The 20,863-nt window shown below is 64.7% G+C and carries 18 protein-coding genes; 5 read left to right on the forward strand and 13 right to left on the reverse strand.

Translation table 11 applies throughout. The features are described from left to right. Nucleotides 1-65: 65 nt before the first annotated feature. On the reverse strand, nucleotides 66-1,973 hold the full coding sequence (locus tag RW095_RS24345) for a propionate--CoA ligase (protein ID WP_317021489.1): 1,908 nt from the start codon (nucleotides 1,971-1,973) through the stop codon (nucleotides 66-68). A gap of 202 nt (nucleotides 1,974-2,175) precedes the next feature. Further along, nucleotides 2,176-3,462, reverse strand: coding sequence for an MFS transporter (locus RW095_RS24350; RefSeq protein WP_317021490.1), 1,287 nt, complete (start codon nucleotides 3,460-3,462; stop codon nucleotides 2,176-2,178). Nucleotides 3,463-3,949: 487 nt separating this feature from the next. On the opposite strand from RW095_RS24350, the gene RW095_RS24355 reads away from it, so the two are divergent. Beyond that, entirely contained in the window at nucleotides 3,950-5,632 is a 1,683-nt protein-coding gene (locus RW095_RS24355; protein ID WP_317021491.1) for a methyl-accepting chemotaxis protein, read from the forward strand. Nucleotides 5,633-5,701: 69 nt separating this feature from the next. On the opposite strand, the gene RW095_RS24360 is transcribed toward RW095_RS24355, so the two are convergent. From RW095_RS24360 to RW095_RS24375, 4 genes are read right to left on the reverse strand one after another with little or no spacing between them, the layout of a single operon-like run. Continuing rightward, nucleotides 5,702-6,562 carry an HlyD family secretion protein gene (locus RW095_RS24360; protein ID WP_317021492.1) on the reverse strand — a complete coding sequence of 287 codons (861 nt, stop codon included), beginning with the start codon at nucleotides 6,560-6,562 and terminating at the stop codon, nucleotides 5,702-5,704. A gap of 13 nt (nucleotides 6,563-6,575) precedes the next feature. After that, on the reverse strand, nucleotides 6,576-6,776 hold the full coding sequence (locus RW095_RS24365) for a DUF1656 domain-containing protein (protein ID WP_128585618.1): 201 nt from the start codon (nucleotides 6,774-6,776) through the stop codon (nucleotides 6,576-6,578). Next, nucleotides 6,766-8,976 carry an FUSC family protein gene (locus RW095_RS24370; protein ID WP_317021493.1) on the reverse strand — a complete coding sequence of 737 codons (2,211 nt, stop codon included), beginning with the start codon at nucleotides 8,974-8,976 and terminating at the stop codon, nucleotides 6,766-6,768. The genes RW095_RS24365 and RW095_RS24370 overlap by 11 nt, the downstream gene beginning before the upstream one ends. Nucleotides 8,977-8,987: 11 nt before the next feature. Continuing rightward, nucleotides 8,988-10,847, reverse strand: a complete 1,860-nt coding sequence (locus tag RW095_RS24375) for an efflux transporter outer membrane subunit (protein WP_394365216.1) — start codon at nucleotides 10,845-10,847, stop codon at nucleotides 8,988-8,990. 155 nt (nucleotides 10,848-11,002) lie between these two features. Here RW095_RS24375 and RW095_RS24380 point away from each other — a divergent pair, with 155 nt between their 5' ends. Both RW095_RS24380 and RW095_RS24385 read left to right on the forward strand, forming a co-directional pair. After that, on the forward strand, nucleotides 11,003-11,941 hold the full coding sequence (locus tag RW095_RS24380; RefSeq protein ID WP_317021495.1) for a LysR family transcriptional regulator: 939 nt from the start codon (nucleotides 11,003-11,005) through the stop codon (nucleotides 11,939-11,941). A 355-nt stretch (nucleotides 11,942-12,296) separates the two neighbouring features. Further along, complete coding sequence (locus tag RW095_RS24385; protein ID WP_317021496.1) at nucleotides 12,297-12,455, forward strand: hypothetical protein; 159 nt, start codon at nucleotides 12,297-12,299, stop codon at nucleotides 12,453-12,455. 56 nt (nucleotides 12,456-12,511) lie between these two features. Here the strand turns inward: RW095_RS24385 and RW095_RS24390 are convergent, their stop codons facing one another. The 4 genes from RW095_RS24390 to wrbA form a co-directional block, all read right to left on the reverse strand. Continuing rightward, nucleotides 12,512-13,330 carry a metallophosphoesterase gene (locus RW095_RS24390; protein ID WP_317021497.1) on the reverse strand — a complete coding sequence of 273 codons (819 nt, stop codon included), beginning with the start codon at nucleotides 13,328-13,330 and terminating at the stop codon, nucleotides 12,512-12,514. A 67-nt stretch (nucleotides 13,331-13,397) separates the two neighbouring features. Beyond that, a complete protein-coding gene (locus RW095_RS24395; RefSeq protein WP_317021498.1) occupies nucleotides 13,398-14,822 on the reverse strand; it encodes an FAD-binding oxidoreductase in 1,425 nt (474 codons plus the stop codon). Nucleotides 14,823-14,867: 45 nt separating this feature from the next. Next, on the reverse strand, nucleotides 14,868-15,275 hold the full coding sequence (locus tag RW095_RS24400) for a DUF2069 domain-containing protein (RefSeq protein ID WP_317021499.1): 408 nt from the start codon (nucleotides 15,273-15,275) through the stop codon (nucleotides 14,868-14,870). After that, nucleotides 15,272-15,874 carry an NAD(P)H:quinone oxidoreductase gene (gene wrbA / locus RW095_RS24405; protein ID WP_317021500.1) on the reverse strand — a complete coding sequence of 201 codons (603 nt, stop codon included), beginning with the start codon at nucleotides 15,872-15,874 and terminating at the stop codon, nucleotides 15,272-15,274. The genes RW095_RS24400 and wrbA overlap by 4 nt, the downstream gene beginning before the upstream one ends. Nucleotides 15,875-16,039: 165 nt before the next feature. On the opposite strand from wrbA, the gene RW095_RS24410 reads away from it, so the two are divergent. Then, on the forward strand, nucleotides 16,040-17,353 hold the full coding sequence (locus tag RW095_RS24410) for a YihY family inner membrane protein (protein ID WP_317021501.1): 1,314 nt from the start codon (nucleotides 16,040-16,042) through the stop codon (nucleotides 17,351-17,353). Between the two features lie 37 nt (nucleotides 17,354-17,390). Here the strand turns inward: RW095_RS24410 and RW095_RS24415 are convergent, their stop codons facing one another. The 3 genes from RW095_RS24415 to RW095_RS24425 form a co-directional block, all read right to left on the reverse strand. Continuing rightward, the gene (locus RW095_RS24415; protein WP_317021502.1) at nucleotides 17,391-17,711 is read right to left on the reverse strand and encodes an Mpo1-like protein; all 321 of its coding nucleotides are present in this window, start codon (nucleotides 17,709-17,711) and stop codon (nucleotides 17,391-17,393) included. A gap of 241 nt (nucleotides 17,712-17,952) precedes the next feature. Next, the gene (locus tag RW095_RS24420; RefSeq protein WP_317021503.1) at nucleotides 17,953-18,786 is read right to left on the reverse strand and encodes an alpha/beta fold hydrolase; all 834 of its coding nucleotides are present in this window, start codon (nucleotides 18,784-18,786) and stop codon (nucleotides 17,953-17,955) included. Beyond that, nucleotides 18,783-20,162 carry an O-acetylhomoserine aminocarboxypropyltransferase gene (locus tag RW095_RS24425; RefSeq protein ID WP_317022662.1) on the reverse strand — a complete coding sequence of 460 codons (1,380 nt, stop codon included), beginning with the start codon at nucleotides 20,160-20,162 and terminating at the stop codon, nucleotides 18,783-18,785. Before RW095_RS24425 ends, RW095_RS24420 begins: the two co-directional genes overlap by 4 nt. A 241-nt stretch (nucleotides 20,163-20,403) precedes the next feature. Between RW095_RS24425 and RW095_RS24430 the strand changes: the two genes are divergently transcribed. Then, nucleotides 20,404-20,862 (forward strand): CBS domain-containing protein, encoded by a 459-nt coding sequence (locus RW095_RS24430; RefSeq protein WP_020069514.1) that lies wholly within the window; start codon nucleotides 20,404-20,406, stop codon nucleotides 20,860-20,862. The last annotated feature ends 1 nt before the right edge of the window (nucleotide 20,863 follow it).

Consider the following 20,863-nt stretch of genomic DNA (forward strand, 5'->3'; position numbering starts at 1 on the left):
AGCGGCAGGCGCATACGGTGACGGCGAATTGCCCAAACCAGACGGAACCAAACCCTTGCCCCTCATCACCCGTTGCCCGACGACTCACTCAACCCCTCGCGCACCTGCTGCAACGCGGCCGGATCTTCGATAGTCGGCAGTTCGCCCGGCTCGCGCCCTTCTGCGAGTGCGGCGATAGCCCGACGGAGCAACTTGCCCGAGCGAGTCTTCGGCAGCATCGACACGATCACCACGCGCGACGGGCGCGCAATCGCGCCGAGCTGACGGTCGACCGTCGCCGTGAGTTCCGCCTCCAGCTTCGTGCGCGCGTTGGCATCCGCGTAAGCCTGCGCGTCGCGTAGCACGACGAAAGCCATCGCCGCCTGACCCTTCAACGAGTCGGCGACGCCGACCACTGCAACTTCGGCAACGGCCGCGTGGCTCGACAAGGCTTCCTCGATCTCACGCGTGCCGAGCCGGTGCCCGGCGACGTTGATCACGTCGTCGGTGCGGCCGAGGATCGTCACGTAACCGTCTTCGTCCTGAATGCCCCAGTCGAAGGTCGAATAGACCTGGTGATCCGGAAAGCTCGACCAGTACGTACTGACAAAGCGCTTGTCGTCCCCCCAGACGGTCGACATGCAGCCCGGCGGCAACGGGTAATTCAGCGTCAGCACGCCTTTTTCGCCGGGTGGGCAGGGCTCGCCCGTCAGCTCATTGCGCAGGCATAAATTGAATCCGGACGACGGTACACCCGGCGAGCCGAGCTTCGTCGGCAGCGCTTCTACGCCGCGCGGAATCGCGAGCATCGGCCAGCCTGTTTCCGTTTGCCAGTAGTTGTCGATCACCGGCTTGCCGAGCGCGCCGGCAATCCATGAGGCGGTCGGTTCGTCGAGCGGCTCGCCGGCAAGGAATAGCGTGCGCAGGCTCGACAGGTCGGCGTTTTTGAGCAGCGCCGGGTCCTGTTTCTTCAGCACGCGCAGCGCGGTCGGCGCGGTGAACATCAGATTGATTTTGTGGTGTTCGACGAGGCGCCACCAGATGCCGCCGTCGGGGCGGATCGGCGTGCCTTCGTACATCACCGTGGTCAGCCCCGCAATCAGCGGCGCGTAGACGATATAGCTATGGCCGACCACCCAGCCGACATCCGACGCGGTGAACATCGTGTCGCCGGCTTTGCCCTCGAAGATGTATTCCATCGACGCCGCCAGCGCCACCGCGTAGCCGCCCACGTCGCGTTGCACGCCTTTGGGCTTGCCGGTCGTGCCCGACGTGTACAGCACATACGAAGGCTCGTTCGACTCGAGCCATTCGCAGGGCACATGCGCGTCGAAGAACTGTTCGCGCAGCGGTTCGTAGTCGACCAGATAATTTGCGTTGAGCCGCTCCGGCGCAAGCTGGCGGTCGATCAGCAGCACGCGCGCCGTCTTGTGGGTTGCGCGCGCGATTGCTTCGTCGACGAGCGGCGTGTAGTCGATCACCTTGCCGCCGCGCGCGCCGGCGTCGGCGGTCACGATCAGCACCGGCTTGGCGTCGTCGATGCGGGCGGCCAGGTTGGGCGCGGCGAATCCGCCGAACACGACCGAGTGAATTGCACCGAGCCGCGCGCAGGCGAGCATCGCGAAGAGCGCTTCGGGGATCATCGGCAGATAGAGCAGCACGACGTCGCCGCGCTTCACGCCGAGCGAGCGCATCACTGCGGCCATCCGGTTGATTTCCGCGTACAGCTCGGCGTACGTGTAGCGCCGCTCGATACCGGTTTCCGTCGACACGTACACCAGCGCATTTTGCTGCGCACGCTCGATGAGGTGCCGGTCCACCGCGTTATGACAGAGATTCGTGCGCCCGCCGACGAACCACCGCGCAAACGGTGGATTCGAGCGGTCGAGCACGGTATCGAACGGCGTTTCCCAATGAATGCGCCGCGCCTCATCGCGCCAGAATGCCTCGGGATTTTCGATCGAACGGCGGTGGAAGTCGCGGTAGCGGGTCATCTGCGGCGATCCTTCGGATGCTGGGTGGCAAACAGGTGGAGACGCCGTGCGCCGCGGCCGCGTCGCGCGGCGCCGGAGCGAGGCGTGTGGCACAAGCATAGAGTACGCGCGGCTCGCCGGACAACGCGGGTTCACCATGAGCGGCGCTAGCAAAAAGAAAAAGGCGCCGCAGCGCCTTTTCTCATCCGTCGAACGGGAAGTATTACGCCTTCGCGCGCTTGCCTTCCACGTCCGGCAGAAACACCGTCAGCACGCCGATCAACGGCAGGAACGAACAGATTTTGTATACGTACCCAATACTGGTCGCATCTGCCAGTTCACCCAGCACCGCCGCGCCGATTCCACCCATGCCGAACGCGAAGCCGAAGAAGAGCCCCGCGACCATGCCGACCTTGCCCGGAATCAGCTCCTGCGCATACACGAGAATCGCGGAGAACGCCGAGGCCAGCACGACGCCGATGATCACCGTCAGCACGCCGGTCCAGAACAGATTCGCGTAGGGCAGCAGCAGCGTGAAAGGCGCGACGCCAAGAATCGACACCCAGATCACGTATTTGCGGCCGATCCGGTCGCCGATCGGACCGCCGATCACGGTGCCCGCGGCCACTGCGGCGAGGAACACGAACAGATGAATCTGCGCGGCCTGCACCGGCAGATGGAAGCGGTCGATCAGATAGAACGTGAAGTAGCTGTTGATGCTCGCGAGGTAGAAGTACTTCGAGAACACCAGCAGGATCAGCACGCCCATCGCGAACATCACCTGGTTGCGCGACAGCGTCGCATGACCGGTCTGGCTGCGCGCTTTCCTGACCGACGGATGCTGCTTGTACCAGCGGCCGATCTGCGTGAGCACGACGATCGCGACGAGCGCGGCCACGGAAAACCACGCGATGCTGCGCTGGCCGTGCGGAATCACGATCAGCGCGGCAAGCAGCGGTCCTAGCGACGATCCTGCATTGCCGCCCACCTGGAAGAGCGATTGCGCAAGTCCGTGACGGCCGCCCGACGCCATGCGCGCGACCCGCGACGACTCCGGATGAAACACCGACGAGCCGCAGCCGACGAGCGCCGCCGCCACCAGCAGCACGCCGAAATTGGGCGCCATCGACATGAGCAGCAGGCCGGCCAGCGTGAAGCCCATGCCGACGGGCAGCGAGTACGGTTTCGGATGCTTGTCGGTATAAATGCCGACGAGCGGCTGCAGCAGCGACGCGGTGATCTGATAGGTCAGCGTGATCAGGCCGATCTGGCCGAACGACAACGAGAAGTTGTCTTTCAGCATCGGGTAGATGGCGAGAATCAACGACTGGATCATGTCGTTGAGCAGATGCGAAAAACTGATCGCGCCGAGCACGGAGTAAACCGTGCGCTGCGCTGTTCCGGCCGGCTGTGCGGACGAGCCCGCCGCGGTGGCAGCGGTGGCAGTGGCGGTGGTGCCGGTAACGGCTGACGCGCCGGCGAGTGCGCGCTTATCGAGGCTGGTTTCCATACGTTTGGGCAAAGGAAAAGGAAGGGGCAATTCCTGGCTGGCGATAAATCGCGATGGTCTTGCTTTGTCGTTTCGGCATTCGACGCGGCGTCGCGGGCGGCCAGCTATTTGTCGCAGTTTAATGTGGCTCGACCGAATTGTAAGGACAAGTTTTGTCGCGAATCGGACAGGAAGCTTGGCGGTCCGGGCCCTCCGAGGCGCGCGGTGGAGCGTTTTGCGCACTGTCGCAGTGCCAGGTCGCAAGCGGCTGCCACGACCGTAAGCGTCTGCCAAGCCTGCCGATAAACCCGCTGTCGCGATTTTTGGCCATGTATAAAACGGGCGCGGACGCGCGCTCACAAAGCTGCGCGTCGAGGATCGGGCGATCACGATCGGCATTTTACGAACCGCGCTAAAGATCGCGGACGTCGATGCCGTAGACCCGTAGAGATAAGAAGCAATGCCGGAACAGACCTTTGCGGCAGTTCTAAACGTGGGGACGGGGAATATGAAAGCAGTTTCGTTGGGCAGCCGGACAGGCGCGGGCTTTGTTCCGGATGGGAAAGCGGCGGGGTTGCCCTCGCGCGGAAAGGGTGGAAACGGCGGCCGCTCGCGGGCGGTGAGCTTGAAGGGGCTATCGGTCAAGACGATGTTGCGCCTCGCGTTCGCGGTGCTGCTGATCGGCACGCTGGCGATCGGCGTATTTTCCCTCACCCAGATCAGCCGCCTGAACACGTCGGCCCAATCCATTTACGATCAAGGCCATGTGGCGAGCCGCGCTGCGGAAGAAGCCCGCGGCCACATGTTGCGCGCGAGCCGCGCGCAAAAAATGCTGTTGACGGCGACGACCGCCAAAGAGCGCGACGAACTGGGCGCCGACATCGACAAGGGCTTGAACGGCCTTTCCACGGAGCTGGGCACGCTGCAACAGTACGTCGACAAATCCGATCCGAAGGCCGTCGAGCATCAGAAGAAATTTGCCGCCGCTGTTACCGTGTGGAGCGCGCATCTGCGCGACTTCGTGACGCTCGTGAAGGCGCAGCCGCTCGACCTCTCGCAGATGAACTGGCAGGTGGGCACGCAAGACGTGTCGCTGCTGGTCGAAACCGGCAAGCTCGAAAAACTCGTCGACGAAATGGTCGCGGAGCGCGGCACGGCCGCGAAGGCGACGATCGACGCCTCCGGTTTCATTTACCAGTCGTCGTTCGTGATGCTCGCCGTCATGACGATCGGGCTGATCGTGCTGGCCGCCGGTATCAGCGAGTGGGTCGTGCGGCGCCTCGCGCGCCAGCTCGGAGGCGAGCCGGCGTACGCGAAGGAGATTGCGAGCCGGATCGCGGCGGGCGATCTGACGAACCACATCACGCTAGGACGCAAGGACAAATCGAGCGTACTGTACGCGCTCTCCGACATGCAAAGCGGTCTTGCGACAACGGTGTCGGACATTGCATCGAGCGCGGACGCGATTGCCACGGCTTCGAGCGAAATTTCGATGGGCAACCTCGATTTGTCGCAGCGCACCGAGCAGCAGGCGATGGCGCTCGAGCGCACCGCGACCAGCATGGAGCAGTTGACGTCGACGGTCCGGCAGAACGCCGACAACGCGAAGCAGGCAAGCACGCTTGCGAATAACGCGTCGGAGATCGCGGAGAAGGGTGGCGAAGTGGTGAGCCGCGTCGTCGCGACGATGAATGAGATCAACGACAGCGCGCGCAGCATCGGCGATATCATCGGCGTAATCGAGGGGATCGCGTTTCAGACGAATATTCTGGCGCTGAATGCGGCAGTCGAGGCGGCGCGCGCCGGCGAGGAAGGCCGCGGGTTTTCGGTGGTCGCAGCCGAGGTGCGCAACCTCGCGCAGAGGAGCGCCGCTGCGGCGAAGGAGATCAAAGGGCTGATCAGCACGTCGGTCGAACGCGTGGGCAACGGTTCGACGCTCGCGCAGGACGCGGGGCAAACCATGGACGAAGTCGTCAAGGCGGTGAAGCGCGTGACCGACATCATGGGCGAGATTTCGGCGGCTTCTTCCGAGCAGAGCGCCGGTATCGAGGAGATCAACCTCGCCGTCGCGCAGATGGATTCGGGCACGCAGCAAAACGCGGCGCTCGTCGAGCAGGCGACTGCCGCAGCACGATCGCTCGACGATCAGGCTCATGGCCTGAAGCAGATGGTGGGCAAGTTCAGGTTGTAAGAGGCTGGACGGGTTGGACGGAACAAGGTGGTAGCGCGCCGGGCACGAGCAGGGCGCGCACCGCGCCGCTCAACTCTGCTTCACCACCACGGTGCAAGTAATCCCCGCCGCGAGCACCACACCGTCAGGCACCGAATCGATCCTCACGCGCACCGGCACGCGCTGCGCGAGCCTGACCCAGTTGAAGGTCGGGTTCACATCGGCGAGCAATTCGCGGCTTTGCGGATTGTCTCGATCGTAGATGCCGCGCGAGATGCTCTCCACGTGGCCTTCGAGAGTGCCGCCGCTCATCAGCCGGACTTCGGCCTTGTCGCCGATATGCACGTGCGGCAGCTTGGTTTCCTCGAAGTAGCCATAGACCCAGAACGAGTGACTGTCGACAATGGCGAGCTTCGCCGCGCCGGCTGTCGCATAGTCGCCGCGAAACACATTCAGATTCGTCACGTAGCCGTCGACCGGCGACACCACCCGCGTGCGCGCCAGATTGAGCTTCGCGGCATCGAGCGCGGCGAGCGCCTGCTGATACGCAGCCTCGGCGGCCGACGCGGTATGCGTCGCATTCTCCTGGTTCTCTTTCGACACCACGAGCGAATCCATATCCGCGCGTCGTTTCGCGTCGTCGCGCCTCATCTGTAATTCGGCCTTGCGCGCGGCCACCGCGGCCTGTGCCTGTTCGACGGCGATCTGATAGTGCGACGGATCGATCTGCATGAGCAGATCGCCTTTCTTCACCAGTTGATTGTCCTTCACCGGCAGATCGACGACGGCGCCCGAAACGTCCGGCGCGACGTTGACGATCTCAGCGCGCACGCGTCCGTCGCGCGTCCACGGTTCGTCCATGTAGTGAACCCACAGTACGCGTCCCAGCAGGATCGCGACGATAAAGATTATGGCTGTCGCGACGAAGCCAACAAGATTTCGAATGGTCATGTTTCGACTCTGATCAACGATAAACGGCGAGGCCCAGCACGCCGCATACACACACGAGCAGGCTGGCCCGGAAGAGGGACGGGTGCCATACCACGCGATACACGCCCGTGTAGGCGATTACGCGATCCAGCACCCAGGTGAGCACGGCGCCCGCTATGAACAGCAGAACGATCGCGGGCACGTAGGCGTCGAAAACGGCAATGTCACGCGGCATGAGGAACTCCTTCTGACGCGTCGGCTCGTGCGCTCATCAACGGTTCGAGCGGCGATTGCGGATCGAGCAGCGCGGTACGAATGAAATGCAACTGACTCAGAATGCGCTGCAGCTGGTGGCGCTCATCGCGCGGCGGCGTGAACTCTGCAAGCAGCAACTGGACGGCGCGGATCGTGTTTGCAGTGGCTTCGAGCGCACGCTCGAAACGGTCCGCGCGCGGCCGCTCGAATAGAGCGCTCAGCGCATCGCACATCGTGTGCAGCGAGACCCGCCACGGCATCGTCTTCGCATAGCGCGGGCCGGCGGGCAGCATAGCCACTTCGCGTCGCAGGTCGATGACCGCGTTGCCCACTTCGAGCACCGAGAAGAGCCAGCGCAACGTGTCGCGCTTCGCCGCCGGGTCGTCCTGCGCGAGCGCGTTGATCTGGAACATCAGATCGCGCGCGCCGCTCTCGAAGCGCGAGCGCACGCGACCGAGGCGTGCACGGCTCGCCACCGCGACCTGGCGCCGCAGATCCACGAGCAGCCGGTTGCGCAGCCACGGCGTGGAGGGCGGCAGCAGCACGGCGAACGCGACTGACGACACCAGCATCGAGAGCACGAGCGCCATCGCATCGTTGATAAAGGCGCTCGGGTCATAATGAATCACGTTGTCCGGACCGGCAAGAAAGCAGAAGAAGATGCAGTAGCCGACGCCGTAGCCGGCGAGCGCGGGCCGCGTGGTCATGAAAACGCCGAACAGCAGGAACGGCGCGAGCGCCGCGCACAGGAGCGGAAATCCGTCGATGCGCGGATACACGCCGTACACCGCGAGCATGCCCATCACGGAGGCGACGAGCGTGCCCGCCGCCATCTGGAACACAGTGCGTTTCGGATTCGGCGACGACGACGCCAGCGCGCAAACGGTCGCCGCATTCAGCGTCAACGTCAAGCCGCTCGGCCACGCGGTGGCGATCCAGAACGCGCCGAGCACCATCATCACGAGAGCCGCGCGCAGGCCGGCGACGCCTGCGGCGATCGCGTTCGTCTTTGGCTGATAACGCTCGACCCAGCGCTCGCGCTCGTGCTTGTCGACGGCAAGCGACGCGTAAGTGGCGGCGTAGGCATGCAGATCGTCGATAAAGCGGTACAGGAGTTCCGCGCCCGTGTCGAAGTCGAGCAGCGGCGCACTGGGATGCGCTTCGAGCGCGGCGCGCGTCGCGCGCACGCGGCGCGGCAGTTCGGCCTTGTACGCGTCGAGTTGCGCGGCGGCGTGGGCGGCGTCGGCCGCGCTCAACACGGGTTCGCCGGACTTCGCGAGCAACGGCGCGATTTCCTTGAAGTACGGTTCGAGCGCGCCGATGGCGATGGCCGCGCCGTGCGTGCCGGCGTCGCGCAGACGGTTCATCAACTGATGCAGCGCGTGAAAGCGCGTCGATGCGGTCATGAACTCGCTGTTGAGCCGCGCGAGACGGCCGCCGCGCATCCGCGAATCCGGGCCTTCGAACACGGCGACACTGCGCGCCGCCTCGAAGCCCACGATGTCCGCGACGAAGCGCGCATTGGTCGCTTCGATCTGCGCGCGGTCATTGCGGCCGGCGAGCGACGCGGACACGTATTCGACGAACGCGGAGAAACGTGCCCGCACTGTGCCGCGCATCTGCAAGCCGGCGAACTGCGGGAAGACGAGGCCGCTCACCGCGCCCGCGCAGACGATGCCCAGCACGACTTCGGCGACGCGCGTGAGCGCGCTCAGAAATGCGCCGTCGGGATGTTGCGAAGCGGGGATGCCGATCAGCGCGGCCGTGTATCCGGCGAGCACGAACCCGTAGGACCTGAAGTTGCGGTTACGCGCGGCGCCCGCCGTGCAGATGCCGACCCAGATCGCCGTCGTGACGAGGAACAATTCGCGCTGCTGTGCGAACAGTCCGATCAACGCAAGCATCACGACGAGGCCGACGAGCGTGCCGCAAATCCGGTAAAAGCTTTTCGCGAACACCATGCCGCTTTGCGGCTGCATCACGATGAAAACGGTGGTCATCGCGGTGCGCGGCTGCGGCAGGTCGAGCTTCATTGCGATACCGAGCGCGAGGAAGCTCGCGGCGAGCGCCTTGAACAGATAGATCCACGTGAGGCCGTCGGTGCGCGCCCAATCGGCGGCGGCCGAGTACCAGGCGGCGAACGACGAAGCGCGCGGGGCGCAGGAAGAGGAGGCTGACATGGCGGGCTTCCTTACTCGGCCGCCGGGGCGCCGATGTTAGCGGCGCGCGCGTGTTCGGAGGCCGTGGCGGCGGATTGGCTTTGGCGGGCGGCAGCAACGGATTGCGCCGACGCGGTGTTGCCTGTGCCGAGGTGGCTGGCCGATGCCGTGTGCGTCGAATCGCTGTGGTCCGTGCGGTTGGCCGGAGCCGTTTGCGCCGACGCGGTGTTGCCGGCGTCGGCATGGCGGGTCGCCGCCGCGCGCTTCGGCGTAGTTTCCGCTGCGGGGTCCGCGTTGCGCTCGCCCGCCGTGCCCGTCGTGCCCGTCGTGTCAGTCGTGCCGGTCGCGGCCGGCGCAACCGCTGCTTTCGCGCCATGCGCATTCGAAGGTTGCACGGCCGTCTTGCCCTTGCCGTGCCCCGGCAGAGTCTGGTTCGCTTGCGGACCGTTGGCCGGGTCGTCGAGCCCGCCGCCCAAGGCCGTGACCAGCGACGCATGCACGCCGAGCCGCTCGGCCTGAATTTTGGCCACGCCTTCCTGGGCACGAAGCAACTGATTCTGCGCGATCAGCACGTTCAGATAATCCGTCAAACCGCGCCGATAACCCTCACGCGAGAGCTCGTAGTTCTTGCGCGCGGCGGCGACCGAACGGTCGGCGTCTTGCGCCTGTGTCGCGAGGGAACGCATGCGGATGACCTGGTCCGAGATGTCCTTCAGCGCGCCGACGATCGACTGGTTGTAGCGCTCCACCGCCTCGTCGTAACTGGCCGAGGCTGCGCCAAGCTGCGAGCGCAGCCGGCCGCCGTCGAAGATCGGCAGCGACAGCGCCGGTCCGGCGCTCCAGCTATGCGACGGATTCTTCAGGAACTGGAACAGCGGCCCCATTGCCGCATAACCGCCGATCGACGCAAGCAGGTCGATGTCCGGATAGAACTCGGCCTTCGCGACGTCGATGCCGCGCGCCTGCGCCGCGACTGTCCAGCGCGCGGCGACCACGTCGGGCCGATGACCGATCAACTCCGCGGGCAGCGCGCTCGGCAAGCCGGCCGGCGCGCCGAGCGACAGCACCGGCCGCTGGATCGAGTCGCCGGCGCCGGGACCCTTGCCCGCTAGCGCCGCGAGCTGGTTGCGACTGAGCGCGATGTTTTCTTCGATCGAGTCGATCTGGCGTTCGTATTCCGGCAGCGGCGTTTCGGCCTGGCTCACTTCGAGTTGCGTGCCGATGCCGCCTTTCAGGCGTCGGCGGGCCAGGTCGGCGATTTGCTGCTGTTGCTGCAAGGTGGCGTGAGCGATGTCGAGGAGCGCGTAATTCAGCGACATCTCGATGTAGGTACGCACAACGTTGGCTTGCAGTTCGAGTTGGGCGGCGCGGGCATCGGCCGCGCTGGCGTGCGCGGCGTCGAGAGCGCGCTCGGCGGCGTTCTTGTCCTTGCCCCACAGATCGAGGTGATAGGACAGCGCGAGCGTGCCGGTGTTGTTCCACGACTGCTCGCCCGCGAGCGGCCCCGGACCGTAGTAGAGGTTGTCGGCCCATTTCTGACGCTGTATCGACAGATGGCCGTTCACTTGCGGCGACAAGGCGGAGCGCGCGACGCCCGCCATCGACATGGCCTGGCGCACGCGCGCCTGAGCGGCGGCGAGGCTCGGGTTGTTCGCCTGTGCGGCCTCGATCCATGCGTCGAGCTGGGGGTCGTTATAGGCGCGCCACCAGTCGGCGGCGGGCCACTGCGCGTCGGCCTCGGCCGCGCGAATGGCGTTGCCGGCGTCGAGCGACGCCGGGTCTGTGCCGCTCGCCTGCGGGGCGATGCCTCCGGTATTTGCGCAGCCGGCTATTGTTAATAGGATCGTAAGAACCGCGGCTGCGGTGATCCTTGTTAGTACCGGAGACTGCACCATTTCCTCCAAAAGTTGCTATAGAACCAAGTTGCCAATTATATTTTTGGATCGATTGGGGAATAACCGGTAAAAATGCAAGGCATTCTTACGACGGCTGAGATAATCGCCCTTGCAAACCGTGCAACAATCGCTGCGGATCATCAAGGAAAGGTATGGATACGCTTCAAAATATGCGCGTATTTGTCCGTGTCGTCGAAGCGGGCAGTTTCACGGGTGCCGCGCAGCACCTGAATACGACCACCGCGTATGCGTCACGCGCGGTGTCCGATCTGGAAGCGCATCTGCGCACGCGCCTGTTGAACCGCACCACGCGCCGCATTGCGCTGACCGAGGCCGGCGAGCGCTATCTGCAGCGCTGCGAACAGATCCTCGCGTATGTCGATCAGGCTGAAGCCGAGGCGAGCGACGCTCATGCGCGTCCGTCCGGCAAGTTGAAAGTTCATGCAATGACGAGCTTCGGCCAGCACTACGTCGTGCCGGCCGTGGGCCGCTATCAGGAGCGGTATCCGGAAGTGCATATCGAACTGACGCTCGCGCAGCGCATGCCGGATCTGCTCGACGAAGGCTTCGACGTATCGCTTACGCTCGCCACCAGCTTGCCCGATTCGGGACTGGTGTCGCAGCGCCTTGGCAGCGCGTTCAGCATTGTTTGCGCGTCGCCGGCCTATCTGGAGAAGCACGGGGTGCCGCAAACTCCGGCCGACCTCGCGTCCCACACGTGCCTGCAGATGGTCACGCCAGTGTTTCCGCCCGACAAGTGGGCGTTCGACGGCCCGAACGGCGAGGAAACCATTACGCTCGGCCCGGCCACTTTCCAGGTGAACGTGGCGGAGGCCATGGCTGTCGGGGTGGCGAGCGGCATGGGCGTCGGTTTGATCCCGATCTACTCGGCAATCAGCGGTTTGCGGAACGGCTCGCTGGTGTGGCTGCTGCCGGAGTACACGTCGCAGGAAATGAATCTCTATGCGTTGTATCCGTCGCGTCAATATCTGGACGCCAAGATCCGAACATGGATCGAGCATCTGCGCGACGAGCTTCCCGCGACGCTCGCGGCCGATCAGGAAGAGTTGCGGCAGTTTGCGCGGACGTGAGGCGGGGGAGGCCGGGGTTGGCCTACGCTGGTTTCCGGTGAATGGGCCGCCAGCCGAGCGGACGAAGGCGAACTTGATACTCGTGCCGCCGGCTTGAGGCGCGGCTGCGGTGGTCCTGAAGCGGCTTTGACAGCGGCCCAGACAGCGCCCCGAACCGCGCCTCACGACAACGGCCCGGCGACGGCGCTCGCAGCAAACCGATAGCGCCCTGTTACATGAGCGCCGCGCCGCAACATTTCCTTACTTCCGGGCTGAAATCGATTTGATACCGTGTCGATGACGCTGCCGCTCCAGCCGGTGCGTTCATTTCGCCGCCACGATTCGGCAATCGCAATCACTGAAGGACGAGGATTCCATGGATACGCACCTGATGATCGGCGTGGCCGTCATGTTTGGACTAATCGGCATTGCCGCATCGCGCGACCTGCTGCGCCGCCTGCGCGAACAGCAGCCGCAACTCGCACCCATCAAGATCGAGCGTCCGGAAACCCGCAAGCAGCGAAGCGGGCGGTAATCGTTCGAGCTTGCGGCCGTGGCCGCGCGAAGCTGAACCCGCGCCTGCGCCGAGGGCTATATCTCGACCACCTTGTCCCACGCAAATTGCGGATTTTCCCACTGCCCGCTGCGCTGGTCGAAGTAGCCTCGCGGATTGCACACCACGCGCGTGCCGTTGACCGTGTAGTCGAACGGCGTATGCGTGTGGCCGTGAATCCATAGCGCGACCGGCGCGCGGACGAGTTCCGGCAAGTGGTTGACGAATCCGGCGGACACGCGGTCTTGCGCGTAGCGCTCTGCAAGACTCAAGCGATGCGGCGCGTGATGCGTGACTACGATCGTCTGGCCGGCAAATGGTTTTGCGAGTTCGTTCTCGAGCCATGCGCGCGCCTGGCGGTGCAGCGCGAGCGAGTCGCCGGGCGTAAAGTCGCGCGCCGAGTCCTGGGCGCAGTCCTGCGAATCTTGCGGCCAGTTCATCTGAATCAGTCCGCGAAAGTCGAGCATGGCGCGCCGCGACGCCTCGATCGATTCTTCAAGCGCGGCGCTGTCGGCGCCGAACAGCGCAAAATCCGTCCACAATGTCGTGCCCAGCACGCGCCAGCGGCCCTGCGGATCGACGAGCGCGGCGTTGTTCAGCACGTGCACGTTGTCGACCTGCGCGGCGGCATCGTGAAGTGCGCTTTCTAGCGCTCCGAACTCGCCGTCGTAGTACTCGTGATTGCCCGGCACGTAGACCACGGGCACCGCGCCGTCGAAAGCCTGCGCGGCCCAGCGCGGGCCGGCAGCATGGTTGTGGATGTCTCCGGCCAGCACGACGAGATCCGCTTGCGCGTGCGGAATGAGTTCAGGCTCGTCGTTCTCCAGATGCAGATCGGACAGCACGCGAATTTTCACGGATAGGGCTCCTGCGAGTGACCCGCGTCGATATGCGCAGGCCAGGCTTCGGCGTGAAGTTTCAGCTTTAGTTCGAGCGTAGCACCTTGCCCGGGTTCATCAGGTTCAGCGGATCGAGCGCGCGTTTGACTGCTCGCATCAATTGGACCTCGACGTTCGGCTTGTAGTGCATCGCCTCGTCGATTTTTAGCTGACCTAGCCCATGTTCCGCGCTGATGCTGCCGCGATGCCGGTGCACGCTGTCATAAACCACCCGGTTGATCGGGCTCTGGTACTGCGCGAGGAACGCCTGCGCGTCCACGCCCTCCGGCGCCTGCACGTTGTAGTGCAGGTTGCCGTCGCCGAGATGGCCGAATGTCACCATGCGCGCGCCCGGCGCTGCCTGCTCGATCGCCGCGCCGGTTTCTTCGATGAAATGACCGATGCGCGAAATCGGCACGGCAATGTCGTGCTTGATGTTCAGACCTTCCTCAGCCTGCGCGAGCGGAATATGTTCGCGCAAATTCCAGAACGCGCGCGATTGCGCGAGACTTTCCGCGACCACCGCGTCTTGCACCACGCCGTCTTCGAGCGCCTTTTCCATCAGGCGCTCGAACAGTGCGCGCGCGTGCTCTTCGCTTTCGCTGTCCGACAGTTCGAGGAGCACGATTTGTGCGTGCGGTTCCGCGAACGGATAGCGCATCTGCTCGAAGTGCCGGCCAACGAGCTGCAGGCAGAAATCCGACATCAGTTCGAAACCGGTCAGAAGCGGCCCGGCGACGCTTTGCGTGAGCGACAGAAAGTCGAGTGCGGCATGCGGCGACGTAAGCGCGGCGAGCGCCGTCACGCGCGCGGCCGGTTGCGGATGCAGCTTCAGCACGGCCGCGGTGATGATGCCGAGCGTGCCCTCCGCGCCGATGAACAGATCGCGCAGATCGTAGCCGGTGTTGTCCTTGCGCAGTCCGCGCAGACCGTCCCACAACTCGCCTTGCGGTGTGACCACTTCGAGGCCGAGGCATAGCTCGCGCGTGTTGCCGTAGCGCAGAACGCCGGTGCCGCCCGCGTTGGTTGCAAGATTGCCGCCGATCGTGCAACTGCCCTCGGCGGCGAGGCTCAATGGAAAGAGGCGCCCGGCTTCTTCCGCACGCTTTTGCACTTCCGCGAGGATGACACCGGCTTCGACGGTAATCGTGTTGTTGTGCGGGTCGATGTCGCGCACGCGATTCAGACGCCGCAAGCTGACGACCGCCTGCGCACCGCTCGAATCGGGCGTGGCGCCGCCGGCAAGACCGGTGTTGCCGCCTTGCGGCACGAGCGCGATGCCGTGTTCGACGGCCAGCTTCACGAGCGCGGCGACTTCATCGGGCGTGGCCGGGCAGAGCACCGCGCAGGCCGCGCCTGTGTAGCGGCGGCGCCAGTCGGTGAGGTAGGGCTCTGTGTCGTGCGCGTCGGTCAACACATGGGCGGCGCCGATGGCGTCGCGGCAGGCAGCGAGGAAGGCGGTTTGGGTCATGTCGGTCGGTCAGCGGGTTTGGGCTGAGTGGGGGGCGCGTGACGTTCAGATGTCCGCGCTTGAAGGATGTTCGCGGCGCAGCTTCGCGGCGCGCTTTGCCGCGCGTTTGAAAGGTGCAACGAAGGCCAGCGTGCAGACAAAAAAGACGAGAGTCAGCGCGGCTTCGAGCCAGCCGAGCCGGGCGCTCAAGCCACGGTCGCTCCAGCCGCGCACGACGCCTTCGGCAAAGTACAGCAGGATCAACATCGACGCCCATTGCAGCGTGTAGAGCCGCTGGCGCCACACGCCCGGCAGCGCCAGCAGCAGCGGCAACGCCTTGAGCACCAGTGCCGAGCCGCCCGGACGCAGCGGCGCTAGCCACCATTCCCATGCAATCGACAATGCGATCAGTGCAATGAGGGCGGCGGTCGCGCCAGATGCCGCGCCGCGTTTTTGCGGCGTTGGATTGTTCACGGCCGTTCGCTCATGGATGCCGCCGTGCGCGCAACACGGGCGCCGAGCGCAATGGCGAGTGTTTTCTCGTCCGCGGAAATGCCTTGTTCGGCACTGCCCGCGCGTGCGAAGTGCGATGCGCCGTATGGTGTGCCGCCGGTCTGCGTGGTGCTCAGCGCGCTCTCCGTGTACGGGATGCCGACGATCAGCATGCCGTGGTGAAGCAGCGGCAGCATCATGGATAACAGCGTGGACTCCTGGCCGCCGTGCAGACTACCGGTGGACGTGAACACGCAGGCGGGCTTGCCGGAGAGTGCGCCGGAAAGCCACTGCGGCGTCGTGCCGTCAAGGAAATACTTGAGCGAAGCGGCCATATTGCCGAAGCGGGTCGGCGAGCCGAGCGCGAGGCCCGCACATTCCTCCAGGTCGCGCAGTTCGACGTACGGTGGTCCTTCGGCGGGAATGTCGGGCTGTGTCGCTTCGCAGACGGTCGAGACTGGCGGCACCGTCCGAACCCGCGCCTGCATGCCGGGGACGCTGTCGACGCCGTGCGCGATCGCCAGCGCGAGTTCGCGCGTGGCGCCGTGACGGCTGTAATAGAGCACAAGAATGTCTTTCATTAAGCCTCATCGGTGAACGGGTATTATAGGGCTTGGGTCCGCTCCACAGGCCGTTCCCAGCGATTCACAGCCATTGGTGGCCATCCGGCCAGGCGCGCGCCAGGAACTTCGCACGGTTCTGCAATGCGGTCCTGAAACACGGTTCGACGAAGCAAGGAGGCAGGTTTGTTGTCCAGGGTGCGTTTCGATCTCGACACGCTCAAGCGGCTCGCGCAGTTCGCCGCGAAGCGCAGCAGCGAAGACCGTATTCCGCAGGTGGCCGGCAGTCTCACGTTCACGACCATGCTCGCGCTGGTGCCGCTCGCCACCGTCGCGTTTGCGCTCTTCACCGCGTTTCCGCTCTTCAGTTCGTTCCAGGAGTCGCTGCAGTTTTTCCTGGCGGATCATCTGATGCCCGCGCAGCTGAACAGCCAGATTTTCAAATATCTGAACCAGTTCGCCGCGAAGGCGAAAGGCTTGACCACCATCGGCATGGTGCTGCTGTTTCTCACGGCGGTCATGACCATGATGACGATCGAATCCGCGTTCAATGTGATCTGGCGCGTGCGCAAGGCGCGGCCTATCGCGCAGCGCATCCTCGTGTACTGGGCGATCATCACGCTCGGCCCGATTCTGATTGGCGTGAGCCTCTCCATCTCGTCGTATCTGTTCACGCAGTCAATGACGTTCAGCGCCGCCCAGCGCATGACGCCGGTGATCGAGTGGGCGCTCACGGGTGCGGCATTGCCGTTGACGGCGCTCGCGTTCACGATTCTCTACGTTTATCTGCCGAATTGCCGCGTGGAATGGCGTGATGCGGTGATCGGCGGCGTCACCGCGGCAATCGCTTTCGAGCTCTCCAAGCGCGGCTTTGGCTATTACGTGCGCCGCATTCCCACTTACACCGCGGTCTACGGCGCATTCGCGGCAGTGCCGCTCTTCCTGCTGTGGATGTACCTGTGCTGGTTCATCACGCTGGCGGGCGCGATGATCGCCTCGGCGTTGCCTGCGATCAGGATCGGCCAGTTTCATCGCCCGACTTTCGAGGGCAGCAATCTGTTCGATTCGCTAGAACTGCTTGCACGGCTTTGCGAAGCGCGCGACGCCGGCAAGCGCGGCTACACCGTGCCGGAGCTTTCGCGAATGCTCCGCCGCGATATGGATACCACCATCAATCTGCTGCAACGGCTCGAACAGATCGAATGGATCGCGCAACTGGAGGAAGACGGCTCGCGGCCGCACTTCCTGCTGCTGGCGAACCCGGCGCAGATCACCGTCCAGCAGGTCTACGACCTCTTTGTCATAGATCGCGCAGAGCTGGAGTATCAGCTTCATCTCGCGTCTACTCGGGTGGACGGCGCCACGCTGCTCGCGGCGCTCGAGAACGACAAACTCAAAGTGACGCTCGCGACGCTGCTCGCGGCCCGTGCCGCGGCACGCGAGTCGGAAGCCGAACAGAACGAGCGCGGCGCGTCCTCCATGCCGCATCAGGCGGCGTAGGCGTCGCGCGAGGCGGCGGATCTATCTGGAGCCTGGTCTACAACGAGATCTTGCCCACGCAGATGTCCTTGAACATCACCCAGTCGCCCATCAGGCTGTAAAGCGGATGACGGAAGGTTGCCGGCCGGTTCTTCTCGAAGAAAAAATGTCCGACCCAGGCAAAGCCGTATCCGCAGATGACGGCGGCCGGCAGCCATAGCCAGTCGCCGGTGGCAAGCGCCATGGCGAGGCAGCCGATGACCCCGAGCGATCCCACGAAATGCAGCCGCCGCGAAACCTGGTTGCGATGCTCGGTCAGGTAGTACGGGTAAAACTCCGCGAAGCTCGCGAAGTGGTCGGTGTGCGCGGTATGAGCCATAACGGCCTCCGTATTGCTACGCGTTGCGATTGCGCGCCCGCCGCTGCGAACTCTCTTTTCACGAGAGCGCCTGCATGCCTGCGGCGCCTCGATAAGGACAGGCTCGATCCATTGTGCGGCTATCGTGTGCCTCGCGCAACCTGGCCGTTCGGACGATGGCGCCGACGTTTCGCAGCCGCTATCGTTAGGGCTCTTCACGGCTTGCGAAACGTGAAGCCGCCGGCTTGCAATCGCCCAGCGGCTAGCCCGCGTCGAGTGGCGGCGTGCAAGCGAAGCTGAACAGCGCGTCGAGCGTGGCGTCCGGCTGCTCGGTCATCAGCGCGTGACCGGCGTCGAGCGTCACCGTGTCTACCGGTGCGCCTGCTTGCGTAAGCGCATCGGCCAACGCCTTCGCGGCTCGCGGCGGCGTCATCGCATCGCGCCGGCCGACAACGACGCGCGTCGCGCAGCGAATCTGCGCGGCCCGCGCGAGGCCGTCGGCGTACGTATTGCACGCGGTGAAGTCGGTGTGAAAGAGATTCGCTTCGCCCTTTGCCGAAACACGCTCCATCAACCGCTGATTCATACCGTGCAGCCAGAAGCCGGGACCGGGGCACGAAGGCTTTGCGGCGAGCGTCGAGTGCGACCATTGATTGACCATGCCGATCGCTTCGGGCTCGCGGTGCAGGGCGGTCTCCAGCAAGGTGTCGGAGACGGCCATTGGCAAAGCGGTGGCGAGCAGAGCCAGGTGAGTGGTTCGTTGCGGATAGCGGCCCGCGAAGTCGAGCGCGACGAGCGAGCCCATGCTGTGGCCGGCTACGAATACGCGCTGCACGCCCGCGGCGTCGAGCAATGCGGCGAGCCAGTCGGCCATGGCCGCGACCGTGCGCAGCGCCGGGCCGGCGCTGCGGCAGTGCCCAGGCAGATCCACGGCGAGCACGCCGAAGCCGTGATGCGCGAAGTAGCGCGTCTGCAGCGCCCATACGCTATGGTCGTGCTCCGCGCCGTGGATGAAGACGGCGCTCGGCAGAGTGGCGTCGAACGGTTTGCCGCCGGTGTAGGCGTAGGCGGCTTTACCTTGAACGTCGAGAATCATGCGGACTCCTGGCCGGAACCTGAAGCCGGAGAACCCGGGCCGCGAGGGTCGGCGGAAACAGATTTCGCGCTTCGCGGCGCCGCTGAGCCAGACGCTTTCTGTGCGGCCTTCAGCCCGCGTTTCAGGTCGTCGATCAGGTCGTCGGGGTCCTCGAGGCCGATCGACAACCGGATCGTGCCTTCGGCTATGCCGGCCGCGGCGAGCGCGGCGGCGTCCATGCGAAAGTGAGTCGTGGAAGCGGGATGGATTACCAGCGAGCGCGCATCGCCCACGTTCGCGAGGTGCGAGAACAGCGAGAGTGCTTCGATAAAACTGCGGCCGGCGGCGCGGTCGCCGCGCAGATTGAAGCTGAATACGGCGCCCGCGCCACGCGGCAGCAGACGCCTTGCGAGCGCGTGATCGGGATGCGTCGGCAACTCCGGATACGCGACGGCTTCGACCGCCGCATGACCGGTCAGGAACTCGACCACGCGGCGTGTGTTGGCCACGTGCCGCTCCATCCGCAAGGGCAGCGTTTCAATGCCTTGCAGAAGCTGCCACGCGGCTTGCGGATGCAGGCACGCGCCGAAGTCGCGCAAGCCTTCGCGGCGAGCGCGCAGCAGGAAGGGAGCGGCGGTGCTTTCCTCGCTGAATACCATGCTGTGAAAACCGTCGTAAGGCTCGGTGAATTCCGGGAAGCGCCCGGAGGCGTCGAAGTCGAACGTGCCGCCGTCCACCAGCACGCCGCCAATGGTCGTGCCGTGGCCGCCCAGGAATTTGGTCGCCGAGTGATAGACGAAGTCGGCGCCGTGCTCGAAAGGCTTCAGCAGGTACGGCGTGGTGAACGTCGAATCGACGAGAAGCGGCACGCGGTGCTCATGGGCGATCTGCGCAACGGTTGCGATGTCGAGCACGTCGAGCCCCGGATTGCCGAGCGTTTCGCCGAACAGCAGGCGCGTGTTGGGGCGCAGAGCCGCGCGCCATGCGTCGGTATCGCCGGGTTTGACGAAGGTCGTCTCGATGCCGAAGCGGCGCAACGTGTAATGCAGCAGATTGTGTGAGCCGCCGTATAGCGCGCTCGAAGCGACGATGTGCGAGCCCGCGCCCATTAGCGTGACGATGGCCAGATGCAAGGCGGCCTGGCCGCTTGCCGTGCCGATCGCGCCCGCGCCGTTTTCGAGCGCGGCAACCCGCTCTTCGAATACGGCCACGGTCGGATTCGAAATGCGCGAGTAGACGTGGCCAGCGCGCTCCATGTTGAAGAGCGCGGCCGCGTGGTCCGAGTCGCGAAACGAAAACGACGTGGTCTGATAGATCGGCGTGGCGCGCGCGCCGGTGGCGGGGTCGGGAGCGGCGCCGGCGTGCAGCGCAAGCGTATCGAAACGGTTGGCGGACATGCGGGTCGGCGAGGCCACGGACAGCCTCGCGAAAGGTGAAAGTGGCGGCCATCGTATCACCGGCATGAACTGCTTCAAGCGCGGTTTTCCCGATGCGCCTGCGCGCCGCGCGGCCTTTGCAGGGCGGCGCGAGCCCGCCGCGCCTTGATGGGCGGGCCGCTTTCCTTTTATGGGCCTTTCCGCTAGGATCGAAAGTCATTGATGCATCACCATGCCTAGCGGGTATTTCGGGAGACAAATCATGCGAGTCAGCGACATTCTTAAAGTCAAAGGCAACACCCTTTTCACGGTCACGCCAGACGCCACGCTGCACGACGCAGTCAACACCATGGCCGAGCACGACATTGGCTCGCTCGTCGTCATGGAGTACGGCGACCTGGTCGGCATGCTGACATTCCGCGAGATTATTCTTACGCTCAGCGAGAACGGCGGAAGCGTGGGCACGTCCACAATCCGCAAGGTCATGGACGATCATCCGCTCACCTGCACGCCGGAAACGGACGTCAACGAAGTGCGCCGCATGATGCTCGAACATCACGTGCGTTACCTGCCGGTCATGGAGAGTCGCACGCTGATGGGCGTTATTTCTTTCTACGACGTCGCGAAGGCGGTGGTCGAGGAGCAGGGCTTTGAAAACCGCATGCTGAAGGCGTACATCCGCGACTGGCCGGAAGAGCAGGGGCAGCAGCCGGCGCGTTGAT

This window comes from Paraburkholderia kirstenboschensis (assembly GCF_032806925.1).
Classification (GTDB): domain Bacteria; phylum Pseudomonadota; class Gammaproteobacteria; order Burkholderiales; family Burkholderiaceae; genus Paraburkholderia; species Paraburkholderia kirstenboschensis.

Excerpts from the sequence above, each read along its gene's own strand:
- RW095_RS24345 (WP_317021489.1), bottom strand. The coding sequence starts at position 1,973 with ATGACCCGCTACCGCGACTTCCACCGCCGTTCGATCGAAAATCCCGAG.
- RW095_RS24350 (WP_317021490.1), bottom strand. The coding sequence starts at position 3,462 with ATGGAAACCAGCCTCGATAAGCGCGCACTCGCCGGCGCGTCAGCCGTT.
- RW095_RS24355 (WP_317021491.1), top strand. The coding sequence starts at position 3,950 with ATGAAAGCAGTTTCGTTGGGCAGCCGGACAGGCGCGGGCTTTGTTCCG.
- RW095_RS24360 (WP_317021492.1), bottom strand. The coding sequence starts at position 6,562 with ATGACCATTCGAAATCTTGTTGGCTTCGTCGCGACAGCCATAATCTTT.
- RW095_RS24365 (WP_128585618.1), bottom strand. The coding sequence starts at position 6,776 with ATGCCGCGTGACATTGCCGTTTTCGACGCCTACGTGCCCGCGATCGTT.
- RW095_RS24370 (WP_317021493.1), bottom strand. The coding sequence starts at position 8,976 with ATGTCAGCCTCCTCTTCCTGCGCCCCGCGCGCTTCGTCGTTCGCCGCC.
- RW095_RS24380 (WP_317021495.1), top strand. The coding sequence starts at position 11,003 with ATGGATACGCTTCAAAATATGCGCGTATTTGTCCGTGTCGTCGAAGCG.
- RW095_RS24385 (WP_317021496.1), top strand. The coding sequence starts at position 12,297 with ATGGATACGCACCTGATGATCGGCGTGGCCGTCATGTTTGGACTAATC.
- RW095_RS24395 (WP_317021498.1), bottom strand. The coding sequence starts at position 14,822 with ATGACCCAAACCGCCTTCCTCGCTGCCTGCCGCGACGCCATCGGCGCC.
- wrbA (WP_317021500.1), bottom strand. The coding sequence starts at position 15,874 with ATGAAAGACATTCTTGTGCTCTATTACAGCCGTCACGGCGCCACGCGC.
- RW095_RS24415 (WP_317021502.1), bottom strand. The coding sequence starts at position 17,711 with ATGGCTCATACCGCGCACACCGACCACTTCGCGAGCTTCGCGGAGTTT.
- RW095_RS24420 (WP_317021503.1), bottom strand. The coding sequence starts at position 18,786 with ATGATTCTCGACGTTCAAGGTAAAGCCGCCTACGCCTACACCGGCGGC.
- RW095_RS24425 (WP_317022662.1), bottom strand. The coding sequence starts at position 20,162 with ATGTCCGCCAACCGTTTCGATACGCTTGCGCTGCACGCCGGCGCCGCT.
- RW095_RS24430 (WP_020069514.1), top strand. The coding sequence starts at position 20,404 with ATGCGAGTCAGCGACATTCTTAAAGTCAAAGGCAACACCCTTTTCACG.